The 25,172-nt window shown below is 59.9% G+C and carries 25 protein-coding genes; 10 read left to right on the top strand and 15 right to left on the bottom strand.

Annotated elements, in window-relative coordinates:
• Positions 1-285: 285 nt before the first annotated feature.
• Positions 286-1,485: a tyrosine--tRNA ligase gene (gene tyrS / locus AC07NR_RS13545; protein ID WP_423204414.1), complete on the bottom strand. Its 1,200-nt coding sequence runs from the start codon at positions 1,483-1,485 to the stop codon at positions 286-288.
• Between the two features lie 210 nt (positions 1,486-1,695).
• Here tyrS and AC07NR_RS13540 point away from each other — a divergent pair, with 210 nt between their 5' ends.
• A complete protein-coding gene (locus tag AC07NR_RS13540) occupies positions 1,696-3,120 on the top strand; it encodes a peptidoglycan DD-metalloendopeptidase family protein (protein ID WP_495078753.1) in 1,425 nt (474 codons plus the stop codon).
• Positions 3,121-3,123: 3 nt separating this feature from the next.
• A complete protein-coding gene (locus AC07NR_RS13535) occupies positions 3,124-4,215 on the top strand; it encodes an anhydro-N-acetylmuramic acid kinase (RefSeq protein ID WP_495078752.1) in 1,092 nt (363 codons plus the stop codon).
• A gap of 74 nt (positions 4,216-4,289) precedes the next feature.
• Here AC07NR_RS13535 and erpA read toward each other — a convergent pair whose 3' ends face one another.
• Complete coding sequence (gene erpA / locus AC07NR_RS13530; protein WP_003228776.1) at positions 4,290-4,640, bottom strand: iron-sulfur cluster insertion protein ErpA; 351 nt, start codon at positions 4,638-4,640, stop codon at positions 4,290-4,292.
• Positions 4,641-4,806: 166 nt separating this feature from the next.
• A complete protein-coding gene (argC, locus tag AC07NR_RS13525) occupies positions 4,807-5,841 on the bottom strand; it encodes an N-acetyl-gamma-glutamyl-phosphate reductase (protein WP_096817941.1) in 1,035 nt (344 codons plus the stop codon).
• Between the two features lie 135 nt (positions 5,842-5,976).
• Here argC and hemJ point away from each other — a divergent pair, with 135 nt between their 5' ends.
• The 6 genes from hemJ (at position 5,977) to coq7 (ending at position 10,473) form a co-directional block, all read left to right on the top strand.
• Positions 5,977-6,405, top strand: a complete 429-nt coding sequence (gene hemJ / locus AC07NR_RS13520) for a protoporphyrinogen oxidase HemJ (protein ID WP_248740060.1) — start codon at positions 5,977-5,979, stop codon at positions 6,403-6,405.
• Between the two features lie 33 nt (positions 6,406-6,438).
• The gene (locus tag AC07NR_RS13515; protein WP_248740059.1) at positions 6,439-7,407 is read left to right on the top strand and encodes an NAD(P)H-dependent flavin oxidoreductase; all 969 of its coding nucleotides are present in this window, start codon (positions 6,439-6,441) and stop codon (positions 7,405-7,407) included.
• Between the two features lie 93 nt (positions 7,408-7,500).
• A complete protein-coding gene (locus tag AC07NR_RS13510) occupies positions 7,501-8,451 on the top strand; it encodes a DUF805 domain-containing protein (RefSeq protein ID WP_248740058.1) in 951 nt (316 codons plus the stop codon).
• A 61-nt stretch (positions 8,452-8,512) separates the two neighbouring features.
• Complete coding sequence (locus AC07NR_RS13505; protein ID WP_114885857.1) at positions 8,513-9,301, top strand: SDR family NAD(P)-dependent oxidoreductase; 789 nt, start codon at positions 8,513-8,515, stop codon at positions 9,299-9,301.
• Between the two features lie 80 nt (positions 9,302-9,381).
• Entirely contained in the window at positions 9,382-9,720 is a 339-nt protein-coding gene (locus tag AC07NR_RS13500; RefSeq protein ID WP_003228789.1) for a histidine triad nucleotide-binding protein, read from the top strand.
• Between the two features lie 105 nt (positions 9,721-9,825).
• The gene (gene coq7 / locus AC07NR_RS13495) at positions 9,826-10,473 is read left to right on the top strand and encodes a 2-polyprenyl-3-methyl-6-methoxy-1,4-benzoquinone monooxygenase (RefSeq protein ID WP_007956317.1); all 648 of its coding nucleotides are present in this window, start codon (positions 9,826-9,828) and stop codon (positions 10,471-10,473) included.
• A gap of 61 nt (positions 10,474-10,534) precedes the next feature.
• Here the strand turns inward: coq7 and speD are convergent, their stop codons facing one another.
• Together speD and AC07NR_RS13485 are read right to left on the bottom strand one after the other, a co-directional pair.
• Positions 10,535-11,329: an adenosylmethionine decarboxylase gene (gene speD / locus AC07NR_RS13490; RefSeq protein ID WP_007956315.1), complete on the bottom strand. Its 795-nt coding sequence runs from the start codon at positions 11,327-11,329 to the stop codon at positions 10,535-10,537.
• A gap of 237 nt (positions 11,330-11,566) precedes the next feature.
• The gene (locus tag AC07NR_RS13485) at positions 11,567-11,989 is read right to left on the bottom strand and encodes an OsmC family protein (RefSeq protein ID WP_016772921.1); all 423 of its coding nucleotides are present in this window, start codon (positions 11,987-11,989) and stop codon (positions 11,567-11,569) included.
• Positions 11,990-12,225: 236 nt separating this feature from the next.
• On the opposite strand from AC07NR_RS13485, the gene crp reads away from it, so the two are divergent.
• A complete protein-coding gene (crp, locus tag AC07NR_RS13480) occupies positions 12,226-12,870 on the top strand; it encodes a cAMP-activated global transcriptional regulator CRP (protein ID WP_085709238.1) in 645 nt (214 codons plus the stop codon).
• Between the two features lie 10 nt (positions 12,871-12,880).
• Here crp and AC07NR_RS13475 read toward each other — a convergent pair whose 3' ends face one another.
• The 4 genes from AC07NR_RS13475 to AC07NR_RS13460 form a co-directional block, all read right to left on the bottom strand.
• Positions 12,881-13,579: a lipoate--protein ligase family protein gene (locus AC07NR_RS13475; RefSeq protein ID WP_423204418.1), complete on the bottom strand. Its 699-nt coding sequence runs from the start codon at positions 13,577-13,579 to the stop codon at positions 12,881-12,883.
• Between the two features lie 137 nt (positions 13,580-13,716).
• Positions 13,717-14,553, bottom strand: a complete 837-nt coding sequence (trpC, locus tag AC07NR_RS13470) for an indole-3-glycerol phosphate synthase TrpC (RefSeq protein ID WP_495078751.1) — start codon at positions 14,551-14,553, stop codon at positions 13,717-13,719.
• Entirely contained in the window at positions 14,550-15,599 is a 1,050-nt protein-coding gene (trpD, locus tag AC07NR_RS13465) for an anthranilate phosphoribosyltransferase (RefSeq protein WP_085709235.1), read from the bottom strand. The genes trpC and trpD overlap by 4 nt, the downstream gene beginning before the upstream one ends.
• Before the next feature lie 9 nt (positions 15,600-15,608).
• On the bottom strand, positions 15,609-16,202 hold the full coding sequence (locus tag AC07NR_RS13460; protein ID WP_007956309.1) for an aminodeoxychorismate/anthranilate synthase component II: 594 nt from the start codon (positions 16,200-16,202) through the stop codon (positions 15,609-15,611).
• A gap of 403 nt (positions 16,203-16,605) precedes the next feature.
• On the opposite strand from AC07NR_RS13460, the gene estP reads away from it, so the two are divergent.
• A complete protein-coding gene (gene estP / locus AC07NR_RS13455) occupies positions 16,606-18,516 on the top strand; it encodes an esterase EstP (RefSeq protein WP_495078750.1) in 1,911 nt (636 codons plus the stop codon).
• 67 nt (positions 18,517-18,583) lie between these two features.
• Here the strand turns inward: estP and trpE are convergent, their stop codons facing one another.
• The 6 genes from trpE to AC07NR_RS13425 all read right to left on the bottom strand — a co-directional run bounded on the left by trpE (position 18,584) and on the right by AC07NR_RS13425 (position 25,079).
• Positions 18,584-20,062, bottom strand: a complete 1,479-nt coding sequence (gene trpE, locus AC07NR_RS13450) for an anthranilate synthase component I (protein WP_085709232.1) — start codon at positions 20,060-20,062, stop codon at positions 18,584-18,586.
• 71 nt (positions 20,063-20,133) lie between these two features.
• Positions 20,134-20,952 carry a phosphoglycolate phosphatase gene (locus AC07NR_RS13445; protein WP_085688443.1) on the bottom strand — a complete coding sequence of 273 codons (819 nt, stop codon included), beginning with the start codon at positions 20,950-20,952 and terminating at the stop codon, positions 20,134-20,136.
• The gene (gene rpe / locus AC07NR_RS13440) at positions 20,949-21,623 is read right to left on the bottom strand and encodes a ribulose-phosphate 3-epimerase (protein WP_003228808.1); all 675 of its coding nucleotides are present in this window, start codon (positions 21,621-21,623) and stop codon (positions 20,949-20,951) included. The genes AC07NR_RS13445 and rpe overlap by 4 nt, the downstream gene beginning before the upstream one ends.
• A gap of 114 nt (positions 21,624-21,737) precedes the next feature.
• Positions 21,738-22,886 carry an iron-containing alcohol dehydrogenase gene (locus AC07NR_RS13435; RefSeq protein WP_495078749.1) on the bottom strand — a complete coding sequence of 383 codons (1,149 nt, stop codon included), beginning with the start codon at positions 22,884-22,886 and terminating at the stop codon, positions 21,738-21,740.
• A 108-nt stretch (positions 22,887-22,994) separates the two neighbouring features.
• On the bottom strand, positions 22,995-23,819 hold the full coding sequence (locus AC07NR_RS13430) for an ABC transporter permease (RefSeq protein ID WP_085709230.1): 825 nt from the start codon (positions 23,817-23,819) through the stop codon (positions 22,995-22,997).
• 12 nt (positions 23,820-23,831) lie between these two features.
• Positions 23,832-25,079: an ABC transporter permease gene (locus AC07NR_RS13425; RefSeq protein ID WP_085709229.1), complete on the bottom strand. Its 1,248-nt coding sequence runs from the start codon at positions 25,077-25,079 to the stop codon at positions 23,832-23,834.
• Between the last annotated feature and the right edge of the window lie 93 nt (positions 25,080-25,172).

Raw genomic sequence — 25,172 nt, 5'->3', positions numbered from 1 at the left:
AACCACTTGCGCTTCCGATCTCTCGTTAGCGGGAGGCGAATTCTACAGCGTTACACGCTGCTGTCAACACCTCTTTTCCTCCGCTTTCGATCGAGAAGACCGAACCGTCAAAAGAGCCAAACATCACCACTCTTTCAACTTCTTCCAGGCCTCGATGAACTGAAGCGAGCCGCTATCGAAACCTACTTAACTCATTGAATTTCAAGGAGTTTTCCGTTTCTACTGCGCCGGAAGTGGGGCGAATTATAGACATCTAGAATTCGCCGTCAACCCTTTATTTCAACTTTACTCGGATTTCAGGGTAATCCGTGCAAAAGCCTTCTTGCCGGCCTGGCAAACGTGAGTCGCGCCCAGCACATACATAAAGGAACGATCGACAACCTCACCATCTATACGCACACCACCGGAAGCCAGCAGATCACGAGCCGCCGCCGAGTTTTTCACCAGGCCAGCCTTATTAAGGACAGCAGCAATCGGCATATCCTCGGCAGCAGTCAGCTCAACCTCTGGCAAATCATCTGGCAGCTCGCCGTCTTTCATACGGTTACCCGCACCACGGTGAGCATTGGCAGCAGCCTCTTCCCCATGGAAGCGCGCAACAATTTCTTCAGCCAGCTTGATCTTGATGTCGCGAGGGTTGGCACCTGCCTCTACATCGGCACGGAAAGCATTGATCTCATCCATCGAACGGAAGCTGAGCAGCTCGAAGTAGCGCCACATCAACGCATCCGGAATCGAAACCAGCTTGCTGTACATGACACCCGGCGCTTCCTGGATACCGACGTAGTTGCCCAACGACTTGGACATCTTTTTAACGCCATCCAGCCCTTCGAGCAGCGGCATCGTCAGAATGCACTGAGCTTCCTGACCATAACCACGCTGCAGTTCGCGCCCCATCAGCAGGTTGAACTTCTGATCGGTACCGCCCAGCTCAACATCCGCGCGCAATGCAACCGAGTCATACCCCTGAACCAGCGGATAGAGGAACTCATGAATGGCGATTGGCTGATTGGTGGTGTAGCGCTTGTCGAAGTCATCACGCTCGAGCATACGCGCAACGGTGTACTGCGAAGTCAGACGAATAAAGTCTGCTGGCCCCATCTGATCCATCCAGGTGGAGTTGAACGCGACTTCGGTTTTCGCCGGATCAAGGATCTTGAATACCTGAGTCTTGTAGGTCTCGGCATTTTCCAGAACCTGCTCACGGGTCAGCGGCGGACGAGTTGCACTCTTGCCACTCGGATCACCGATCATTCCGGTGAAGTCACCAATCAGGAAGATCACCTGATGCCCCAATTCCTGGAACTGACGCAGCTTATTAATAAGCACAGTGTGCCCAAGGTGCAGATCCGGCGCCGTTGGATCGAAGCCGGCCTTGATTCGCAGCGGCTGGCCACGCTTGAGCTTTTCGATCAGCTCGGACTCGACCAACAATTCTTCCGCACCACGTTTAATCAGCGCTAGCTGCTCTTCAACCGACTTCATAACAGACCCGCAAGGCTCAGATTCAAAGGGAACCAACCATACAAGATCGCGCACCAATTACAAGTTTTGCCCGGCACACGGACACCAATCCACAGGCGAGATACCTGCGGACTTGCCTCAGAGATGATTTGGTTATATTTTATACAGTTATTTCATCTTCATCATGTCATTCATCTTTTCCAATTCATCTTTTCAAAGTCAAAATTACTTATGACCACTGAACCGTCTAAAGCGCCACCGCTTTACCCGAAGACCCACCTGCTTGCCGCAAGTGGGATCGCCGCCCTTCTCAGCCTGGCGCTCCTGGTATTTCCTTCCAGTGATGTTGAAGCCAAAAAGACGACCCTGAGCCTTGAACTGGAAAGTCCTGCTGAACAACTGACACAAGATCAAGACGCTGCTGACGCGGCTCAAGCCACAAATGAACCAGTAGCCTCACCCTTCGCCCAGATCGAAAACAGCGCAGAAGACACACCCGAAACCGCCCAGGCCGCACCAGCGCCTGCACCGGCCACTCCTGAAAAGAAGACCCCAGGCCACAGGGAAGTGATCGTCTCCAAGGGTGACACCCTTTCGACATTGTTCGAGAAGGTTGGCCTCCCCGCCGCTGCCGTGCACGAAGTTCTGGCCAGCGACAAACAGGCCAAGCAGTTCAGCCAGCTCAAACACGGCCAGAAACTCGAATTCGAACTCAATCCACAAGGCCAACTGACCAATCTGCACAGCAAGGTCAGCGACGTTGAAACCATCACCCTGACCAAGAACGACAAGGGTTATGTCTTCAACCGCGTTACCGCCAAGCCAACCGTTCGTACCGCCTATGTCCACGGCGTGATCAATAGCTCCCTGTCCCAGTCCGCTGCCCGCGCCGGCCTGTCCCACAGCCTGACCATGGATATGGCCAGCGTATTCGGCTACGACGTCGACTTCGCCCAGGATATCCGCCAGGGTGACGAGTTCGACGTGATCTACGAACAGAAAGTGGTCAATGGCAAAGCCGTCGGCAACGGCCCGATTCTGTCCGCCCGCTTCACCAACCGCGGCAAGACTTACACCGCCGTGCGCTACACCAACAAGCAGGGTAACAGCAGCTACTACACTGCCGACGGCAACAGCATGCGCAAGGCGTTCATCCGCACCCCGGTGGACTTCGCCCGAATCAGCTCCAAGTTCTCCATGGGTCGCAAACATCCGATCCTCAACAAGATCCGCGCCCATAAAGGTGTCGATTACGCCGCCCCACGCGGTACGCCTATCAAGGCTGCCGGTGATGGCAAAGTATTGCTGGCCGGTCGCCGCGGTGGTTACGGCAACACCGTGATCATTCAGCACGGCAATACCTACCGCACGCTGTACGGCCACATGCAAGGCTTCGCCAAAGGCGTGAAAACCGGCGGTACCGTCAAGCAGGGCCAGGTGATCGGCTACATCGGCACCACCGGCCTGTCCACCGGTCCGCACCTGCACTACGAGTTCCAGGTCAATGGCGTTCACGTCGACCCATTGGGCCAGAAGCTGCCAATGGCTGATCCGATCGCCAAATCCGAGCGCGCACGCTTCCTGGCGCAGAGCCAGCCGTTGATGGCGCGCATGGACCAAGAGAAGGCCACCATGCTGGCTTCGAGCAAGCGTTAAGCCATGGCTCTTTATATCGGCGTGATGTCCGGAACCAGCCTCGATGGTCTGGACATCGCCCTGATCGAGCAGACCTCGGCGATCAACCTGATCGCCACGCACTACATTCCCATGCCTGAATCCCTGCGCGCCGAGCTGCTTGGCTTGTGCGCCAGCGGCCCCGACGAAATTGCCCGCTCGGCCATCGCCCAGCAGAACTGGGTGAAACTTGCCGCCGAAGGCATCCACGTCCTGCTCGAACAGCAACAGCTCAAACCCGAAGCCATTCGCGCGATCGGCAGCCATGGCCAGACCATTCGCCACGAACCGGCGCGCGGTTTCACCGTACAGATCGGCAACCCTGCCCTGCTGACCGAGCTGACCGGCATTACGGTAGTGAGTGACTTTCGCAGCCGTGATGTGGCCGCCGGCGGTCAAGGCGCCCCTCTGGTTCCGGCCTTCCATGAAGCGTTGTTCGAAGAGCGTACCGGCAACCGCGCAGTCCTGAATGTCGGCGGTTTCAGCAATCTCAGTCTGATCGAGCCGAACAAGCCTGTAGCCGGTTTCGACTGCGGGCCTGGGAATGTGCTGATGGATGCGTGGATTCATCGGCAGCGTGGCGAAAACTATGATCGCAACGGTCAATGGGCAGCCAGCGGCAAGGTTGAACCGACCCTTCTCAAGGCATTGCTGAGCGATTCCTTCTTCTCGACCAAAGGCCCGAAGAGCACCGGCCGGGAAGTGTTCAACCTGCCTTGGCTGGAACAGCAACTGTCGCACCTGCCAGTTTTCGCTCCTGAAAACGTACAGGCAACGCTACTCGAGCTGACAGCGCTGACCATCGTCGAATCGCTGCAAAGCGCTCAATCAAATACTGAAGAGCTTCTGGTCTGCGGCGGCGGCGCCCACAACGCCACGCTGATGAAGCGCCTGGCCGAGCTTCTGCCCAACGCGAAAGTCGCCAGCACCGCGACTCACGGCGTCGATCCAGACTGGGTCGAAGCCATGGCCTTTGCCTGGCTGGCCCATTGCTGCCTTGAAGGCATCACTGCCAATCGCCCCAGCGTCACCGGCGCAAATGGCCTGCGCACACTTGGCGCCATCTACCCCAATTGAGATAAAACGCAGATAACAAAACGCCGCAGAACCGTGAGGTTCTGCGGCGTTTTATTGTGTACGGTGAAGCGAGATCAGATCGAGAACGAAGAACCGCAACCACAAGTCGTGGTGGCATTCGGGTTCTTGATCACGAAGCGCGAACCTTCCAGACCTTCCTGGTAGTCCACTTCGGCACCTGCCAGATACTGGAAGCTCATCGGATCAACCACCAGGCTCACACCTTCGCGCTCGACGATGGTGTCGTCCTCGGCCACATCTTCATCGAAGGTGAAGCCGTACTGAAACCCTGAACAACCGCCGCCCGTAACGAATACGCGCAGCTTCAAGCGATCATTCCCCTCTTCATCGACCAGACTCTTCACCTTGTGCGCGGCACCCTGAGTGAATTGCAAAGCCGTGGGGGTGAAGGATTCGACGCTCATGCTGACTATCTCCCGGCGTTACGCCGCCATAATGCGTGATGACGCGCATTATCCGCTTGTCCTAGAAAATCGGTCAACTATTGTTACGGTATATCAATAAAGCCATCAGCGACCCGGAATGCAAAAAGGCCCGTCAGACGGGCCTTTTCTTCATGCAAGATCAGTCTTACGGCAACATGCCCGCGTGGGACAGACCAAAGCGCTCATCCAGACCGAACAGAATGTTCATGTTCTGCACCGCCTGGCCCGACGCACCTTTGACCAGGTTATCGATCACCGAAAGCACCACTACCAGATCACCATCCTGTGGACGATGAACCGCAATACGGCAAACGTTCGCGCCTCGCACGCTGCGGGTTTCCGGATGGCTGCCGGCCGGCATCACGTCGACGAACGGTTCATTGGCATAACGCTTTTCGAACAGTGCCTGCAGATCCACCGAGCGATCCACCACGGTCGCATAGAGCGTGGAATGAATGCCACGAATCATCGGCGTCAGGTGTGGCACGAAAGTCAGGCCGACATCCTTGCCCGCTGCACGACGCAGACCCTGACGAATTTCCGGCAGATGACGGTGACCTTTCACCGCATAAGCCTTCATGCTTTCCGACGTCTCGGAGTACAGCGAGCCTACGGAAGCACCACGACCGGCACCGCTGACGCCCGATTTGCAGTCGGCGATCAACAGCGAAGTATCGGCCAGACCCGCTTCAAGCAATGGCAGGAAACCCAGCTGCGTTGCAGTCGGATAGCAACCCGGCACCGCGATCAGGCGAGCTTTCTTGATCTGCTCACGGTTGACTTCCGGCAAGCCGTAAACCGCTTCGTCCAACAGCTCCGGCGCACCGTGCGGCTGGCCGTACCACTTGGCCCATTCATCGGCGTCCTGCAGGCGGAAGTCGGCCGACAGGTCAATGACCTTGGTGCCTGCTGCCAGCAACTCACCGGCCAATGCGTGGGCAACGCCGTGCGGAGTGGCGAAGAACACCACGTCGCAAGCGCCCAGGGTCTTGATGTCCGGCACGCTGAACGCCAGGCCGTCGTAGTGGCCGCGCAGGTTCGGGTACATGTCAGCCACGGCCAGACCGGCCTCGGATCGGGAAGTGATCACCACCACTTCTGCCTGCGGATGCTGTGCCAACAGACGCAGCAGTTCGACACCGGTGTAACCCGTGCCGCCGACGATACCGACCTTGACCATAAACCTGCCCTCAACGAACCCACTGGAAAGCCGTCGATAATAGGGGCCGCGCGCCCCTGCGACAACCGTCAAGGTGACGTGCGGACGCTCAAGCCTCTACTATCCGGCCTACCGTGAATGAGGGAAAAACCAAAAATGCTCTATCTATGGATCAAAGCACTGCATATCGTCAGCATCGTGTGCTGGTTTGCCGGACTGTTCTACCTGCCGCGACTGTTCGTCTACCACGCACAAAGTGAAGATACGATCAGCAAAGAGCGCTTCAGCGTCATGGAACGCAAGCTGTATCGCGGCATCATGGGCCCGGCGATGATCGCCGCGCTGATCTTCGGCGGATGGCTGATTTACCTGAACCCGGGCATCTTCAGCAGCGGTGGCTGGATTCACGCCAAACTGACCCTGGTCGTGCTATTGATCGGCTATCACCACATGTGCGGCGCGCAGGTAAAACGTTTTGCCCGTGGCGAGAACACCCGCAGCCATGTCTTTTATCGCTGGTTCAATGAAGTGCCGGTTCTGATATTGCTGGCTATCGTAATTCTGGTCGTGGTCAAGCCGTTCTAACTTCAACTGGTTCAACTTTCCGGGGTACTTCCGATGTCGCTGCCCGCTCTGCTCGAACAACGTCTGCGCCTGCCCGTTGTGGCCGCGCCGATGTTCCTGATTTCCAATCCAGAACTGGTGCTCGCGTGCTGTCGCAATGGCGTGGTCGGCAGCTTTCCGGCGCTCAACCAACGCGAAAGCAGCGGGTTCAAGGCCTGGCTGGAACAGATCGAAGCAGGGCTGGCGACACTGGACAACCCGGCGCCTTATGCCGTGAACCTGATTGTTCACAAGAGCAATCCGCGTCTGGAGGCGGACCTGAACATCTGCGTCGAGCACAAGGTGCCCATCGTCATCACCAGCCTCGGTGCGGTGAAGGAATTGGTCGATGCGGTGCATAGCTACGGCGGCCTGGTTTTTCACGACGTGACGACCCGCCGCCATGCGGAAAAAGCCGCCGAAGCCGGCGTCGATGGCTTGATCGCCGTTGCCGCCGGCGCCGGTGGACATGCCGGCACCTGGAGCCCGTTCTCGCTGATTGCCGAGATTCGCCAGTTCTTCGACAAGACGCTGCTGCTTGCAGGATGTTTGAACCACGGCCATGAGATTCTCGCCGCACAGCTGCTCGGCGCGGATTTGGCCTACTTCGGTACGCGATTCATCGGTACGACTGAAAGTCATGCGCCCGACGCCTACAAGGAGATGCTCCTGACAGCCAAGGCGGCGGACATCATTCATACTCCTGCCGTGTCTGGAGTTCCGGCCAGCTTCATGCGCCAAAGCCTGGAGGCTGCCGGTTTCGATATGGCAGCACTGCAAGGCAAGGGTGAAGTGAACTTCGGCGACAAGCTCAAGCCGATCAACGATGAGGCCAAAGCCTGGAAAACCGTGTGGTCGGCCGGCCAGGGGGTTGGCCAGATCGAGGATCTGCCGAGCGTGGACCAACTGGTGGCGCGCCTCGATGCAGAGTATCGGCAGGCCCTGGAACATGCGGCACAGCTACCGAGTCGCTGGCCGCGCTGAGAAAATTCCGGCCAGTTACAGCCTGACTGGCCTTACACTTGGCGGTTGCGACACATCTCAACTCAATTTCTTCGCGACAAGGATGCCTCGGCCATGAGCGAAACCCGTTACAAGATCGTTTTCGACGGTGCCCTGCAGCCCGGTGTCGATATCACCACAGCCAAACTCAACCTGGCCGATCTGTTCAAGAGCGATGTGGCCGCCATCGAACGACTGTTCAATGGACGTGCCGTCGCCCTCAAACGCGACCTGTCGCACAGCGATGCCCAGGCTTATCTGCAAGCGCTGGGCAAGACCGGGATCGACGCCCGAATCGAACCGGAAACAGCCATCGAACTGAATCTGTCCGATGTGCAGGAACACTCCGCCCCGACGGCAGAACCTGACTCCCCCTATGCCCCACCCCGGGCCAGTGTCGGTGAACAACTGGCAGAATTCGCCACGCTCAAACCCTTCAGTGTCGAAGGCCGGATCGGACGCCTGCGTTACCTGGCATGGTCGATGGTGTTGAGCCTGGTAACCCTGCCGATCGTCGGCGTTTTCGCGCTGATCGGTCTGGGGCTGGTGAGCACCGACTCGACCAGCGGCCTGATCATCGGCGGTATCTTCGCCTTCTTCCTGTTCCTGGCCTTCGCGATCGTCGGCATCCTGTTCAGCATTCAGCGTCTGCACGACATCGGCTGGTCAGGCTGGCTCTGGCTGCTGACTCTGGTCCCGTTCGTGGGCAGCTTCTTTCCGCTGGTGATCATGGTCATGCCGGGCAATACCGGTGCCAACCGCTATGGCCCACCGCCGCCGCCGAACAGCACCGCCGTCAAAGTGCTCTGCTCCCTGTGGATCGTCTTCATCGGCCTGTTCTTCGTCGGTGGAATGCTGGGCGGTATTTCCGCCATCCAGCAGGAGTACGAAACCAGCCTCGAAAGCAGTTATGAAAGCGGCTCGGTGACAGCTGATGAGGTCGATGTCGAAGTCGAGCCCGTGCCGAATCCGGTGGACGATGCAGCCGAACCTGCACCCGCCCCTGTAGACTCTGCGAAAGAATGAACAGCGCTTCCCGCCGTGACACCTGCGTCCACGGCGCGGAGCTGTTGCGATGGAGAACTGCATGACCCGTTACGCTCTGATCACTGGCGCCTCCAGCGGTATCGGCCTGGCCATGGCCGAAGCCCTGGCCCGCCGTGGCCGCAGCCTGATTCTGGTGGCCCGACAGCGTGATCAGCTGGAAAGCATTGCGATTGAACTGACCCAGCGTTTTGGCGTGGAGGTGCTGTTCCGCGCCTGCGACCTGGGCGAGCCGCTGCGCCTGTCCGGGTTTCTGCTGGAGCTTGAAGAAGGTGACCGGCAGATCGACCTGCTGGTGAACTGCGCCGGCATCGGCACCTGCGGCCCGTTCCTGGCCCAGGACTGGATGACCGAGCAGGATCTGATCGAGGTGAACATCCTCGCCCTCACCCGCCTCTGCCACGCAATCGGCAACAGCATGGCCCTGCAGGGTGGCGGGCAGATTCTCAACGTGGCGTCGGTCGCCGCGTTCAATCCCGGCCCATGGATGAGCACTTACTACGCCAGCAAGGCCTACGTTCTGCACTTTTCCGAAGCGCTGCGAGTGGAATTGAAGAAATGCGCGGTGAAGGTCTCGGTGCTATGCCCAGGCCCCACACGCACCGGGTTCTTCCGTACGGCGCAACTGAACAACGAAAAACTCAACGCCAGCAAACTGCTGATGAGCCCCGAAGAGGTCGCGCTGTATACCGTGCGCGCCCTGGAAAAAAACCGCGCAATCATCATTCCCGGACGCCGGAACCGCTGGTTCGCCTTTCTGCCGCGACTGGGGTCGCGCTGGCTCAACCGCACCATTGTCGGCATGGTCAACAAAGCTTACTGCCCGCGCTGAAGGGCCGGCAGGCAACTGGCTGGGCGTGGTGATCCCTCGTGGGTACACTCGGCCCAGCTCACACAACGGAGAAAACAGCTGTGGATACTCTGTTCACCAAGATCATCAACCGGGAAATCCCGGCGAAGATCATCTACGAGGACGACCAGGTTTTGGCGTTCCACGACATCGCCCCGCAGGCACCGGTGCATTTTCTGGTGATCCCGAAGAAACCGGTGCGCACCCTCAACGACCTGACCGAAGACGACAAGGCACTGGCCGGGCACATCCTGTTCACCGCTCAGCGCCTGGCGCTGGAGCTGGGCTGCGAAGAAGGCTTCCGGGTGGTGATGAACTGCAATGAAAAGGGTGGGCAGACGGTCTACCACATTCATATGCACGTACTCGGTCAACGCCAGATGAACTGGCCGCCGGGCTGATCGACTTGAAATCTGTGGGGGCGCCCTGCTCCCACATGACCCAGCGCAAACCTTCCCCGGCCGATTCGGTTAAACTGGCCGCCGAGATTCTTCCCGGAGGTCAGCATGACTACCCAACGTCACTACTCGCCCATTGACCGTCTTCTGCTGCAAGCCGATGCCGCGATGCGAACCCTGCTGCCCTTCAGCGGCCAGCCGTACCGTCCGTCGCCGGCCATCGTGCAGCCCGACGTGCAGATGAGCGACGAAGACACCCGCCACGTCGCCGGCCTGATGCGCATCAACCATACCGGCGAAGTCTGTGCCCAGGCGCTGTACCAAGGTCAGGCCCTGACCGCCAAACTGCCGCAAGTGCGGGAAGCCATGGAGCATGCGGCCGAAGAAGAGATCGATCACCTGGTCTGGTGCGAACAGCGTATTCATCAGTTGGGCAGCCATACCAGCGTGCTCAATCCGCTGTTCTATGGCATGTCGTTCGGGATCGGCGCAGTCGCCGGGCTGATCAGCGACAAGGTCAGCCTCGGTTTTGTCGCGGCGACCGAGCATCAGGTGTGCAAGCACCTGAACGAGCATCTGGAACAACTGCCGGCCGAGGATGAGAAATCCCGGGCAATTCTGGAGCAGATGCGTATCGATGAAGAACATCACGCAGAAAGTGCGCTGGAGGCTGGCGGTTTCCGCTTCCCGGCACCGGTGAAGTTCGGCATGAGCCTGCTGGCCAAAGTGATGACCAAGAGCACCTACCGGATCTGAAAAACGCCCATAAAAAAGGCGACTGCCGCAAAGCAGTCGCCTTTTTTTGTGCCCGGATTTCTTAGCTCGGCATATTGCGCGCGTAAAAAATTTCCAGCATTTCGTGCTTCACACGCTCGGTCACCTGAGCACGTTGCTCGGACGACAGGTTGCTGGTGGCATCGCCGAACAGGTAGTTATCCAGTTCGAAGTTCTTCAGCAGCATTTTGGTGTGGAACAGGTTTTCCTGGTACACGTTCACGTCGGTCATCTGGTACGCGTCGCGGGTGTCTTCGGAAAGGTAGTTCTGGATCGAGTTGATCTCGTGGTCGATGAAGTGCTTGTTGCCTTCAACGTCACGGGTGAAGCCGCGCACACGGTAATCCACGGTCACGATGTCCGAATCGAACTGGTGAATGAGGAAGTTGAGCGCTTTGAGCGGTGAAATGACACCACAGGTCGACACATCGATGTCTACACGGAACGTCGCAATACCGGCGTCCGGATGGATTTCCGGGTAGGTATGCACCGTGATGTGACTCTTGTCGAGGTGGGCCAGGATGATTTCCGGCAGCGGACCCGGGGACTCTTCGATCTGGCTTTCGGTCGGGGTGACCGGTTCTTCCGAGATCAGAATCGTGACGCTGGCACCCTGAGGCTCATAGTTCTGACTGGCAATGTTCAGAATGTTGGCACCAATGATTTCGACAACTTCCGTGAGGATCTGCGTCAGGCGTTCGGCGTTGTACTCTTGATTGATGTACTCGACGTAAGCCTGCTGGTCTTGCGGGGTTTCCGCGTAGCAGATGTCATAGATGTTGAAGCTCAAGGTCTTTGTCAGGTTATTGAACCCGTGGAGCTTGAGTTTGCTTTTCACCGTTAAAAACTCTCTATGTATGCGGCCCGGCCGCGTGATCAAGCATGCCCGTCAAGTGCGAACGACGCACCTGCGTAGGACGGTTAACACCTCTTCGCGATGGCGATTTTGGTTATCTGTTCAGGCGGATGACCTGTCGGCTGACCGATCACTGCCCTGAAAAAAGTGGCGCATTATGCAGACGTCAGCGGGGGATCGCCAGAGTCTGCACTGCTTTTATGATAGTTGAATGTCGGCTCAGCCGAGTTCGACGATTTCGTAGTCGTGGGTGATTGCCACGCCGGCGGCGCCGAGCATGATCGAGGCCGAGCAGTACTTCTCCGCCGACAGCTCGATGGCGCGTTTGACCTGGGCTTCTTTCAGGCCACGACCCTTTACCACGAAGTGCATGTGAATCTTGGTGAACACCTTCGGATCTTCGGTCGCACGTTCGGCGTCCAGGAAAGCCTCGCAGCTTTCAACGGCCTGACGGGACTTCTTCAGAATGCTGACCACATCGAAATTGCTGCAACCGCCAACGCCCAGCAGGAGCATCTCCATCGGGCGAACACCCAGATTGCGACCACCGGCGTCCGGCGGACCGTCCATGACCACGACATGACCGCTGCCGGATTCGCCGAGGAACATGGCTTCGCCAGCCCATTGGATGCGTGCCTTCATCGCCAAGACTCCACTGTAGAAAAAAGGGTCGCCAGCTTAGCACAGGGCCCCGGTTTGACTGTGAGCGGTGATCCTAGGACCGATGCCTTTACTGCGTAGGTAATTTCTCGAATTTTCGACGAAGTGTCTGGTAAGCTGGCGCCAATTCACTGGCGCCCAGTCAGTATTTGTAGCGATCGCCTCAGCGCCTCATATAAAAACCAAATATAACCGTGCAGTCTTTTCGGGATACAACCATGGTTGGTATTACCCCCACACCCAAAATCAAGAACCTCGACAAGCTGCTGATGCATTGCCAGCGCCGGCGCCATGCGGCCAAGAGCAACATCATCTGCGCCGGGGATCGCTCGGACACGCTGTACTTCATCATCCGCGGCTCGGTCACGATCCTGATCGAGGACGACGACGGCCGCGAGATGATCATCGCGTACCTGAATGCCGGGGATTTCTTCGGTGAGCTGGGCCTGTTCGAACAGGCTGGCCAGGAACAGGAGCGCAGTGCCTGGGTGCGGGCCAAGGTCGAGTGCGAAGTCGCGGAGATCAGCTACGCCAAATTCCGTGAATTGTCGCAGCAGGATCCAGACATTCTTTACGTGCTCAGCGGACAAATCGCACAACGCTTGCGCAACACCACGCGCAAGGTCGGCGACTTGGCGTTCTTCGATGTCACGGGTCGTGTTGCTCGCTGCTTGCTGGAGCTATGCAAGCAACCCGACGCGATGACCCACCCGGACGGCATGCAGATCAAGGTCACCCGTCAGGAAATCGGGCGGATTGTCGGTTGTTCGAGGGAGATGGTCGGTCGCGTGCTCAAGGATCTTGAGGAACGCAACCTGGTGGATGTGAAGGGCAAGACCATGGTGGTCTTCGGCACTCGCTGAGTTCGAAAATTCAGCCGGCGTAGATCTGCGCCAGCATCAAACGAAAGAGCTCATCGAGACGCGCCAAGGCATGGGGCGCCGGGAACTTCTCATGCAGCGCGATATGGCTGGCGGCGCGCACCCGTTGCTCCAGGCCACATGTTTCATTGAAGCGGTTGACCGCCGCGACCATCGATTCGCGCTCGTCCTCCAGCAGCATCGCACCGTGCACCAGGCCAACCGGGCGCTGCCCACCCTGACTCTGGCGCCAACGCTGAGCGGTGCCGACCATCTTGCGGCCGTCGAGGTTGACGTTGAAACGACCGTCGCAGAACGCACCGTCGATTTCACCCAGCGACGACGCGCCACCCAACTCATCCAGCAACTGACAGATCGGATCACACAGACGCCGGTAGCCGGTTTCGATGCGGTTCAGATCGCCTTCGCTGCGAGGCGGTGCGTAGACCAGTGCAATGTTGATCGTGGACGCCGATTGCGGAACTGGTTCACCGCCGGTTTCACGCAGCAACACCGGCCAACCGGCAGCGGCGGATACTTCGCAGGCGTGATCGAATCCGGGGAGGCGATTCAAACGGCGAGGCATGACCAGCGCGCGATCGCTCGGCTGCCAGAACAGCAGACCGAATTCGGCATCACCGGCGCAGACCGAGGCCAGCAGATCCTGCTCGGCTTGCAGGCCGACTTCGATGGTCAGGGAGGTTGGAGTCATCAAGTTATCCGCCAGACAGTTCAATCTGTAGAGCTTCTCAGGCCGTCATCGCGAGCAGGCTCGCTCCCACAGGGTTCAGCGTTATCCATGTGGGAGCGAGCCTGCTCGCGATTGGGTTCGACTCGGTCTACCGAAACTCAGTCGAGGGTCGAACCGCTCACCGGAACGCCGCGCTCCGGGAAGAACAGACGTTGCAGTTCAATGCCCGGGCTTTCGGCGCGCATGAACGCTTCGCCGACCAGGAACGCGTAAACGTCGCTGATTTCCATCAGTTCGACATCGGCACGGTTGAGGATGCCGCTCTCGGTGATCACCAGTCGATCGCGCGGAATGCGCGGCAGCAGGTCGAGGGTGGTTTCCAGGCTCACGTCAAAGGTGTGCAGGTTACGGTTGTTGACCCCGACCAGCGGCGTATCGAGAGTCTTCAGTGCACGCTCCAGCTCATCGCCGTCGTGGACTTCTACCAGCACATCGAGGCCGACGCCTTTGGCCACCGAAGCCAGCTCGGCCATTTTCATGTCATCCAGCGCGGAGACGATCAGCAGCACACAGTCGGCGCCCAAGGCACGGGCCTCGACGATCTGGTACGGATCGATCATGAAGTCCTTGCGGATCACCGGCAACGAGCACGCGGCGCGGGCCTGTTGCAGGTAAGCATCAGCGCCCTGGAAGTAGTCGATATCGGTCAGTACCGACAGGCAGGTCGCCCCGCCCTTCTCGTAGCTTTTGGCGATGTCGGCGGGAACGAAGTTCTCGCGGATCACGCCTTTGCTCGGCGACGCCTTCTTGATTTCGGCGATCACGGCCGGTTGTTTCTTCTTGGCCTGCGCCAGCAATGCCTGGGCAAAACCGCGGGGTGCATCGGCCGCCTTGGCCAGACTTTCCAGCTCGCTCAGGCTCACACGGGCGCTACGCTCGGCGACCTCCTGAACCTTGCGGGCCAGAATGTTTTCCAGAACCGTCGGTACACTCATCCCTCATTCTCCACTTTGAATACCGCGGTAAAGGCACCCAACTCCTCGAGTTTCTCCCGAGCGAGACCGGTGTGCAGAGCGTCGTGGGCCAGTGCCACGCCTTCTTTCAGACTTGTCGCCAGGTCAGCGGCGTACAGCGCTGCACCGGCATTGAGCACGATCATTTCCGCAGCCTTCTGGCCGTTCTCGGTCTTGCGCTTGCCCAGTGCATCGCGGATCAACGCCAACGAAGCTTCCGGGCCTTCGACCGACAGGCCGTGCAGGCTCTGGCTCTTCATGCCCAGATCTTCCGGCTCGACCCAATACTCGGTGATCTCGTTGTTCTTCAGCTCGGCCACATAAGTTGGTGCGGCGAGACTGAACTCGTCCAGGCCATCCTTCGAATGCACCACCAGCACATGCTTGCTGCCCAGACGCTGCAAGACTTCGGCCAATGGCCGGCACAGCGCCTGAGTGAAGACGCCGACTACCTGGTGTTTGACGCCGGCCGGATTCGTAAGCGGGCCGAGCATGTTGAACAGGGTACGCAAGCCCAGGTCGCGACGCGGGCCGGCGGCGTACTTCATGGCTTTGTGGTGAGTCTGGGCAAACATGAAACCGATGCCGACGTTGTCGATGCAACGCGCCACTTGAACCGGGGTCAGGTTGAGGTAGATCCCGGCCGCTTCCAGCAGGTCAGCGCTGCCGCTCTTGCCCGACACTGCGCGGTTGCCGTGCTTGGCCACGGTGCAGCCGGCAGCGGCAACGACAAAAGCCGAAGCCGTGGAAACGTTGAAAATGTTCGCACCGTCACCGCCGGTGCCGACTACATCGACCACGCCGTCGAGGGTTTTGAGTTCGACCTGGTCCGCCAGCTCGCGCATCACCGACACCGCACCGACGATTTCGTCGATGCTTTCGCTCTTCATGCGCATGGCCATCATGAACGCGCCGATCTGCGCATCGGTGCATTGGCCGGTCATGATTTCGCGCATCACGTCGCGCATTTCTTCGGTGCTGAGGTCGAGGTGATCGACGATACGGCTCAGGGCTGTCTTGATATTCATGGAGAGTCCTTAGCGCGTGCCGCCGGTTTGTTTGAGGAAGTTGGCGAACAGTTCATGGCCCTGCTCGGTGAGGATCGATTCCGGGTGGAACTGTACGCCCTCGATGTTCAGGGTCTTGTGACGCAGGCCCATGATTTCATCGACCGAGCCGTCATCGTGCTGAGTCCACGCGGTCAGTTCCAGACAATCGGGCAAGGTCTCGTGCTTGACGATCAGGGAATGATAGCGGGTGACGGTCAGCGGACGATTCAGACCGGCAAAAACACCCTTGTCCTCGTGGAATACCGGGCTAGTCTTACCGTGCATCACTTGGCGGGCACGTACCACATCACCGCCAAAGGCCTGGCCGATGGACTGATGGCCGAGGCAGACGCCGAGGATCGGCAGTTTGCCGGCGAAGTGTTTGATGGCTTCGATGGAGATGCCGGCTTCGGTCGGCGTGCACGGACCGGGGGACACCACGATTCGCTCCGGGTTGAGCGCTTCGATTTCGGCAATGGTCAGTTCGTCGTTGCGCACGACCTTGACCTCGGCACCCAGCTCGCCGAGGTATTGCACAACGTTGTAAGTAAAGGAGTCGTAGTTGTCGATCATCAGCAACATGGCGTTTCGAACCTCTTGAATTCTGACTTGGAAACAGCCTTCGGATGACTTGCCAGGACGCTGCACAAAGTCGGACGCGCAAGTGGCGACGGCAAGGCGGCATATCAAACGGGCAAGGAAGGCAGAGCGATACAGATCCGGCGGGGCCGGCAGAAAAGATTCAGGCGCGCCAACGCCAGCGGGCGTGTGCCTTGATGACTTGATCCAGAAGTTTGCTGGTGATCAACACGGGGAAGGTCTCGTTCATACGTTCCCGCACAGTAACTTAGCTGGGCAGAGCGTGCAATATGGCCGGGCCTGACGGGGGGAAAACTATGGGAGGGTTGACGACCGATGGCAAAACGCCGGAAGTTTTTGGTACTGTCGTTTCGTTCCATACAACAATAAATAAACGGACTTGCTCATGATCAAACAGACGTTGTTTGTACCGCTCGCCGGATGCCTGCTCGCGATGGCGTGCGCCCAGGCGAACGCCGCACCCAATCCTTATTCGAATTTCGTTGTCTTCGGTGACAGTCTCAGCGACGCAGGGACGTTTTCCGATCCGGATGGTCCCGCCGGCTCGGTCAAACGGTTTACCAACCGCACCGGCCCCAACTATCAGGACGGCAGCGGAGAGTTCTACTCGCTCAACGCCACCCAACTGATTGGCGGCCGCCTGGGCTTCACGCCGAATCAGACCGCTTCCGCGGATTCGGCGGTACGCGCCGGCCAGGGGTTGCCGGATGGCAATAACTGGGCGGTCGGCGGCTATCGCACCGACCAGATTCTCGACTCGATCACCACTACGTCCGCCAGCGGTGAACGCACCCGTGCCGGCTACCTGCCGTCGAACGGCTTCCGCGCCGACCCGAATGCGCTGTATTACCTGACCGGAGGCGGCAACGACTTCCTGCAGGGGCGCGTCACCAGTCTCCCTCAGGCCAATGCTGCCGCCGACCGACTGGTCGATAGCGTACGCACCCTGCAAGGCGCGGGCGCCCGCTACATCATGGTCTGGCTGTTGCCGGACATCGGCCTGACCCCGGCCATCAACGGCTCACCGTTGCAAGGCTTCACGTCGCAACTCAGCGCTCAGTTCAACACCGAACTGGTGAGCCAACTGCAGACGGTCAATGCCAACGTTATTCCGCTGAATATTCCGGTCCTGCTCAAGGAGGCGTTTGCCAACCCGGCACAGTTCGGTCTGGCCACCGATCAGAATCTGGTCGCTACCTGCTTCAGCGGCGATAGCTGTACCGAGAACGCCCGGTACGGGATCAACAGCGCTACGCCAGATCCGACCAAGCTGATCTACAACGACTCGGTGCACCCGACCGAAGCCGGGCAACGGCTGATTGCCGACTACGCCTACTCGTTGCTGGCTGCGCCGTGGGAGCTGACCCTGCTGCCGGAAATGGCCCAGGGCACGTTGCGCGCGCATCAGGATGAACTGCGCAATCAATGGCTGGCCGACTGGGAAAACTGGCAGGGCGTTGGCCAATGGCGGGCGATTGTCTCCGCTGGCGGCCAGCATCAGGACTTCGACGACCAGCACGCCGGGGCAAGCGCCGACGGCAACGGTTACAACCTGAACATCGGTGGCAGCTACCGTCTCGACGACGCCTGGCGCGTGGGTGTGGCGGCGGGTTTCTATCACCAGAAAATCGAAGCCGGCGACAACGACTCCGAGTACAAGCTCAATTCCTACATGGGCACCGCGTTCGCCCAGTACCAGCAAAATCGCTGGTGGGGTGACCTGGCCGTTACCGCCGGACATCTGGACTACGACAGCCTGAAGCGCAAGTTCCAGCTCGGGGTCAACGAACGCGGCGAGAAAGGCGATACCGACGGCTACGTACTGGCCATCGGCGGCCGCGTCGGCTACGACATTGCGCCTGAGGCGAGCAGCCCATGGCACCTGTCGCCTTTCGTCAGCGCCGATTTCGGCAAGGTCGAAGTGGATGGCTACTCGGAAAAAGGCGCGGACGCCACAGCGCTGACCTTCGATGACCAGTCGCGCAACTCCCGTCGTCTTGGTCTCGGCATCCAGGGCAAATACCAGATCACTGCACAGACCCAGGTCTTCGGCGAATTCGCCCACGAGCGCGAATACAACGACGACGCCCAGGATCTGACGATGAACCTCAACAGCCTGCCGAACAACCGCTACACCCTGGAAGGCTACACGCCGCAGACCAACCTCAACCGCCTGAACCTGGGCGTCAGCCACAACCTCACCAAGGAAGTCGCTCTTCGCGCCAGCTACAACATTCGCAAGGATGACGACTTTACCCAGCAAGGGGTCAATGTTGGCGTAAGTCTCGACTTCTGATCAGTCGGCAATAAAAAACGCGGCGCCCTCACAGGCGCCGCGTTTTTTTATGGCTGAACCCCGTCATTCAGTCCGGGGTTTGCTCCGCCAGCGCAACGGCACGGAACATCGCCCGACGCTTGTTGATGGTTTCTTCCCATTCCAGCGCCGGTACCGAGTCGGCAACGATGCCGCCACCGGCCTGCACGTGCAGCTCGCCGTTCTTGATCACGGCGGTACGGATCGCAATGGCGGTGTCCATGTTGCCGTTCCAGGCGAAGTAACCGACCGCGCCGCCATACACGCCACGCTTGACCGGTTCCAGTTCGTCGATGATTTCCATCGCACGGATCTTCGGCGCCCCGGACAGGGTGCCCGCCGGCAGGATCGCCCGCAGTGCGTCCATGGCGGTCAGGCCGGATTTCAACTGGCCGGTGACGTTGGACACGATGTGCATCACGTTGGAATAACGCTCGATGACCATTTTCTCGGTGAGTTTCACCGAACCGATTTCCGAAACGCGACCGGTGTCGTTGCGACCAAGGTCGATCAGCATCAGGTGCTCGGCGATTTCCTTGTCGTCGGACAGAAGGTCCTCTTCCAGCGCCACGTCCGCCTCTTCGGTAGCCCCGCGAGGACGGGTGCCGGCAATCGGGCGCACGGTGATCAGGTTGTCTTCGACCCGCACCAGCACTTCCGGCGAACTGCCGACGACGTGGAAATCGCCGAAGTTGAAGAAGTACATGTACGGCGTCGGGTTGAAGCAACGCAGCGCGCGGTACAGATCGATCGGCGCGGCCTTGAAGTCGATCGACATGCGCTGGGACGGCACGACCTGCATGCAGTCACCGGCGAGGATGTATTCCTTGATGGTGTCGACGGCTTTTTCGTAGTCATCCTGGGTGAAACTGGAGCGGAACACCGGCTCGGCCGCCTGCTGCTTGCTGAAGTCCAGGCCACGGCGCGGAGTGATCGGCTGACGCAGTTTTTCCAGCAGTTCCTGCAACTGGGCCTGACCCTGCTCATAGGCATCGGCCTGCGCCGGGTCGGCCAGCACGATCGCGTGCATCTTGCCGGCGAGGTTGTCGAACACCACCACCGCATCGGAGACCATCAGCAGAATGTCCGGCACGCCCAGCGGATCCGGGTTCGGGCATTTGCCGAGACGCTTCTCTACATAACGCACGCAGTCGTAACCGAAGTAGCCCACCAGACCGCCGTTGAAGCGCGGCAGACCGGCAATGGTCGGTACGTTGTAGCGGGCCTTGAAGGTTTCGACGAAGGCCAGCGGGTCTTCGACGTCGTGGCTTTCGGTCTCGACGCCATCGACGGTGATGCTGACGTGATGGTCATGAACCCGCAGCACGGTGCGGCACGGCAGGCCGATGATCGAGTAACGGCCCCATTTCTCGCCGCCCTGCACCGATTCGAGCAGGTAGGAGTTGGGCTGGTCGGCCAGTTTCAGGTAGATCGACAGCGGGGTGTCGAAGTCGGCCAGGGTTTCGCAGGCCAGCGGGATGCGGTTGTAGCCGTCAGCGGCCAGACGCAGGAATTCTTCGCGGATCATAGGGTGCCTCGTGGTGTGAGGTGCAAATCAGTCAGGTGTGCAAACGCGCCGGCAGGCCGGCCAGGAACAAGTCAGGCGCGCCAACGCCAGCGGGCCAGGGCCTTGATGACTTTCATCCAGAGTTTGCGGGTGACCACCACGATGGCGTTTCCAGAAGGGGATTGAGAAGCGTCGGGCAACGTTATCTCAGCGGCCGTATCCAGGCAACCTGGAATTAGCTTGCGCAGATCGTCGATCACCAGTGCCGGGGATTCCTCGGCAATCGGCCGGCCATGGTTATAGCCATAACTCAGCGCGACACATTTGACCCCCGCCGCTTTCGCCGCCAGCACGTCGCTGCGGGAGTCGCCGACGAACAGCGATTGCGAGGCCGGAATGCCGGACATCTTCATGACAAAGAACAGCGCCGCCGGATCGGGCTTCTTCTGCGGCAGGGTATCGCCGCCGATGATCCACTTGAAGTAGCGGCCGATCTTCATCTGATCCAGCAACGGCGCGACGAAGCGCTCCGGCTTGTTGGTGATCAGCGCCATGGCCACGCCCTGCTTGTGCAGCCATTTCAGGGTGTCGCGCACGCCGGGATAGACCACGGTCAGCTCATGGCTGGCGCCGTAGGCTTCCATGAACACCTCCAGCGCATGCTCGGCTTCGACGTCATCCACGGCGGAATGGTCGATGCCGCCGGCCAAGGCGCGGCGCACCAGCACCGGCGCACCGTTGCCGACCCACTCGCGCACCGACTCGATACCGGCAGGCTTGCGCCCGAGGGAGAGCAGCATGTTATCCACCGCCGCCGCCAGGTCGGGAACCGAGTCGATCAGCGTGCCATCCAGATCGAACATCACCAACCGCGGCAGTTGCCCCGGGAACAGCTGCTCAAAACCGCTCATGGGCGAGCCAGCGCCAGTTCGGAACGCATCTTGTCGATGACTTCCTGATAGTTCGGCGCATTGAAGATCGCCGAGCCGGCCACGAAGGTGTCGGCGCCGGCAGCGGCGATTTCACGGATGTTGTTGACGTTGACGCCGCCATCGATTTCCAGGCGGATGTCACGGCCCGAGGCATCGATGATCGCGCGCGCTTCGCGCAGCTTGTCGAGGGTGCCGGGGATGAATTTCTGCCCGCCGAAGCCCGGGTTGACGCTCATCAGCAAGACCATGTCGACCTTGTCGATCACGTACTTGAGCACGTCCAGCGGGGTCGCCGGGTTGAACACCAGGCCGGATTTGCAGCCGCCTTCACGGATCAGTTGCAGCGAACGGTCGACGTGCAGCGTGGCTTCCGGGTGGAAGGTGATGTAGGTGGCGCCGGCCTCGATGAAGTCGCCGACGATGCGATCCACCGGGCTGACCATCAGGTGTGCGTCGATCGGCGCGGTGATGCCGTACTTGCGCAGCGCGGCGCAGACCATCGGGCCGATGGTCAGGTTCGGCACGTAGTGGTTGTCCATGACATCGAAGTGGACGAAGTCGGCACCGGCGGCCAGAACGTTGTCCACTTCCTCGCCCAGGCGGGCGAAGTCGGCGGAGAGAATCGACGGAGCAATAACGAAGGGCTGCATGACGCACCTTTTCTGAGCTAAATCACGATGGCGCGCATTGTATACCTCAAGTTTCCGCGCGCGCACCGTGACCGCGATGATTGGGTTGTGCCATGACCGATGACCGGCGGGTTCTCAGTACGCCGCCCGGTAGATCTTCTCGATGTCGCCAGCGCTGAGCTTGCGCGGGTTGTTGCGCATCAGCCGCTCGATCCCCGCGGCCTCTACGGCCATGGCCGGAATCGCGTCTTCGGGCACGCCGAAACTGCGCAGACCCAGCGGGATTTCCACCGCAGCACACAGTTCGGTCATCGCCGCGACGGCGCTGTCGGCCGCTTCGTTGAGACTCAGATGAGCGGTCTTCACCCCCATGGCTTCGGCAATATCCTGCATCCGTTCGACGCAGGCCATCTTGTTCCAGGTCATGACATACGGCAGCAACAGCGCATTGCTGACGCCGTGGGCAATGTTGAAGCGCCCGCCCAGCGGATACGCCAGCGCATGCACCGCGCCGACCCCGGCATTGCCGAACGCCATGCCGGCCATCAGGCTGGCGGTGGCCATGTCTTCCCGGGCCTGCAGGTTGGACGGATTGGCGTAGGCCTTGGGTAAAGATCGGGCGATCAGCTTGATTGCGCCGATGGCCAGCGAATCGGTGATCGGCGAGGCGTTGAGGGACAGATAGGACTCGATGGCATGCACCAGGGCATCAACGCCACTGGCAGCAGTGACGCTGCGCGGACAGGTCAGGGTCATTTGCGGACTGACCAGCGCCACGTCCGGCAACAGGTAGTCGCTGACAATGCCCTTCTTCAACTGGGCGGCCTTGTCCGAAAGAATCGCCACGTTGGTCACCTCGGAACCGGTGCCGGCCGTGGTCGGGATGGCGATCAGCGGCGGGCCTTTGCGCGGCACCTGATCGACGCCGAACAGATCTTCCAGCGCGCCGTGATAACCGGCGTACGCCGCGACACTCTTGGCGATGTCGATGGCACTGCCGCCACCGAGGCCGATCAGCCCGTCATGCCCGCCCTCGCGATAGACGCGCATGCAGTCCTCGACGATGGCGATTTCCGGATCCGGCAGCACCCGGTCGAAGATTTCGTACTCGCGCTCGCCGATCTGCGCCAGCGCCAGCTCCACCGTGCCGGACTTGACCAGCGCGGCATCGGTGACGATCAGCGGGTTGTCGATGTCCAGCCGCGTGAGTTCGGCCGCCAGTTGCTCGATGGCCCCGGCGCCGGTGATCAGTTTGTGAGCGATCTTGAACGAGGAAAGACTCATCGTGCGCAGCCTCTTATAGATGTGGGAGCTGAGCACAAGCGTAGCTGGGGAATTGGGGTTGTCTGTCATTCAGCGCATGAATGGCAGACAACCCGGATCTTGCAGTCGTCAGACTTGAGCCGTACGCAGCTTCTCACTCCGCCCACGCAACCATTCCAGCGTCAGCAACAGGATCACCGAGAAGGCAATCAGCAGAGTTGCAGCCGCCGCGATGGTCGGGCTCAGGTTCTCGCGAATCCCGCTGAACATCTGCCGAGGCAACGTCGCCTGCTCAGGGCCGGCAAGGAACAGCGTCACCACCACTTCATCGAACGATGTCGCAAAGGCAAACAGCGCACCGGAAATCACCCCCGGCGCAATCAGCGGCAAGGTCACCCGGCGGAATGTCACAAGCGGCGAGGCCCCAAGGCTGGCCGCCGCCCGCACCAGGTTGTGGTTGAAGCCCTGCAAGGTCGCCGACACCGTAATGATCACGAACGGCACACCCAACACCGCGTGCACGACGATCAGCGAGAAGAAACTGTTGCCCAGCCCCAGCGGCGCGAAGAACAGATAACTCGCTACACCGATGATCACCACCGGCACCACCATCGGCGAAATCACCAGCGCCATCACCAGCGCCTTGCCGGGAAAGTCGCCACGGGTCAGGCCGATGGCCGCCAGCGTGCCGAACACCATCGCCAGTACGGTCGCGGCCGGGGCGACGATGATGCTGTTCTTCAGCGAACGCATCCATTCCGCCGAGGCGAAGAAGTCCTGATACCAGTGCAGCGAAAAGCCCTGCAGCGGGTACACCAGGAAACTGCCCGAGTTGAACGACAGCGGCACGATCACCAGCACCGGCAGGATCAGGAACAACAGAATCAAGCCGCAGAGGATCCGCAAGCTGTAGAACCACACCCGCTCGACGGGCGACATATAAGGACTCAGCATTTCAAATTCCCCTTAGCTCAGGCGCAGGCGACTGGCGCCCACCAGCCAGCTGTAAATCAGATAAAGCACCACGGTCGCCAGCAGCAACAAACCGCCAAGCGCAGTGGCCATGCCCCAGTTGATGCTGGTGTTGGTGTAGAACGCGACGAAGTAGCTGACCATCTGATCGTTCGGGCTGCCCAGCAGCGCCGGGGTGATGTAGTAGCCGATGGCGAGGATGAACACCAACAGGCAACCGGCGCCGACACCGGCATAAGTCTGCGGGAAGTACACCCGCCAGAAACTGGCGAACGGATGGCAGCCCAGGGAAATCGCGGCACGCATGTAGGTCGGCGAGATGCCTTTCATCACGCTGTAGATCGGCAGGATCATGAACGGCAGCAGGATGTGCACCATCGAGATGTAGACCCCGGTGCGGTTGAACACCAGTTCCAGCGGTTTATCGATGATGCCCATTGCCATCAGCGCGCTGTTGATCAATCCGCCGGATTGCAGCAACACGATCCACGCCGCGACCCGCACCAGGATCGAAGTCCAGAACGGCAGCAGCACCAGAATCATCAACAGGTTGCTTTGACGCGAAGGCAGGTTGGCCAGCAGGTACGCCAGCGGATAAGCGAGCACCAGGCAGATCACGGTGATGATCAGACCCATCCAGAAGGTCCGGGCGAAAATGTCGAGGTAGATCGCCTGATCCGGGGTGGCCGGGGCCAGTTCGCCGAGGTCGTCGATGCGATGATCCACTGCCGCCAGCAGGTAGAACGGCGTGATGCTGCTGGTGTTGCGCTTCACCGCTTGCCAATAGGCCGGATCGCCCCAGCGTTCGTCGAGGCCTTCCAGCGCTTCTTTATAAGAGGCCGGTTCGCTGGCGAATGGCAGCGAGCGGGCGGTTTTGGTCAGCAGGCTGCGATAGCCGGCCAACTCCATGTTCAGGCGCTTGGACAGATCGCCCAGGGTCTGGTTTTTGCGGGCCTCGGCGAGATCTTCGCCGGCGGCCTTGTAGACCGGTTCAGCGGGCAGTCCGCGACCGTCCCAACTGGCGATGGCCGCCACGGTGCGTGGCATGCCGCCCACGACTTCCGGGTTGCCGACGCTTTTGTAGAGCAGCGCCACGATCGGCACCAGGAACACCAGCAACAGAAACAGCACCAGTGGCGCAATCAGCGCCTGGGCCTTCCAGCGGTTAACCCGCTCGGCGTGCTTGAGCCGCTGCTTCAAGGTGGGGCTGTTGCCCTCGTTCAGGGGAACGGCGATAGCCATGACGTACTCCGCAAATCTTTGATCAATCGAAAATGTGGGAGCGAGTCTGCTCGCGATAGCGTTTTCGGACTCAACATTGATGCCGACTGACAC

This window comes from Pseudomonas sp. GW821-FHT09C09 (genome assembly GCF_059418105.1).
Note: the sequence above shows the minus strand (reverse complement) of the source record. Positions and strands in the feature narration are given on the sequence as shown.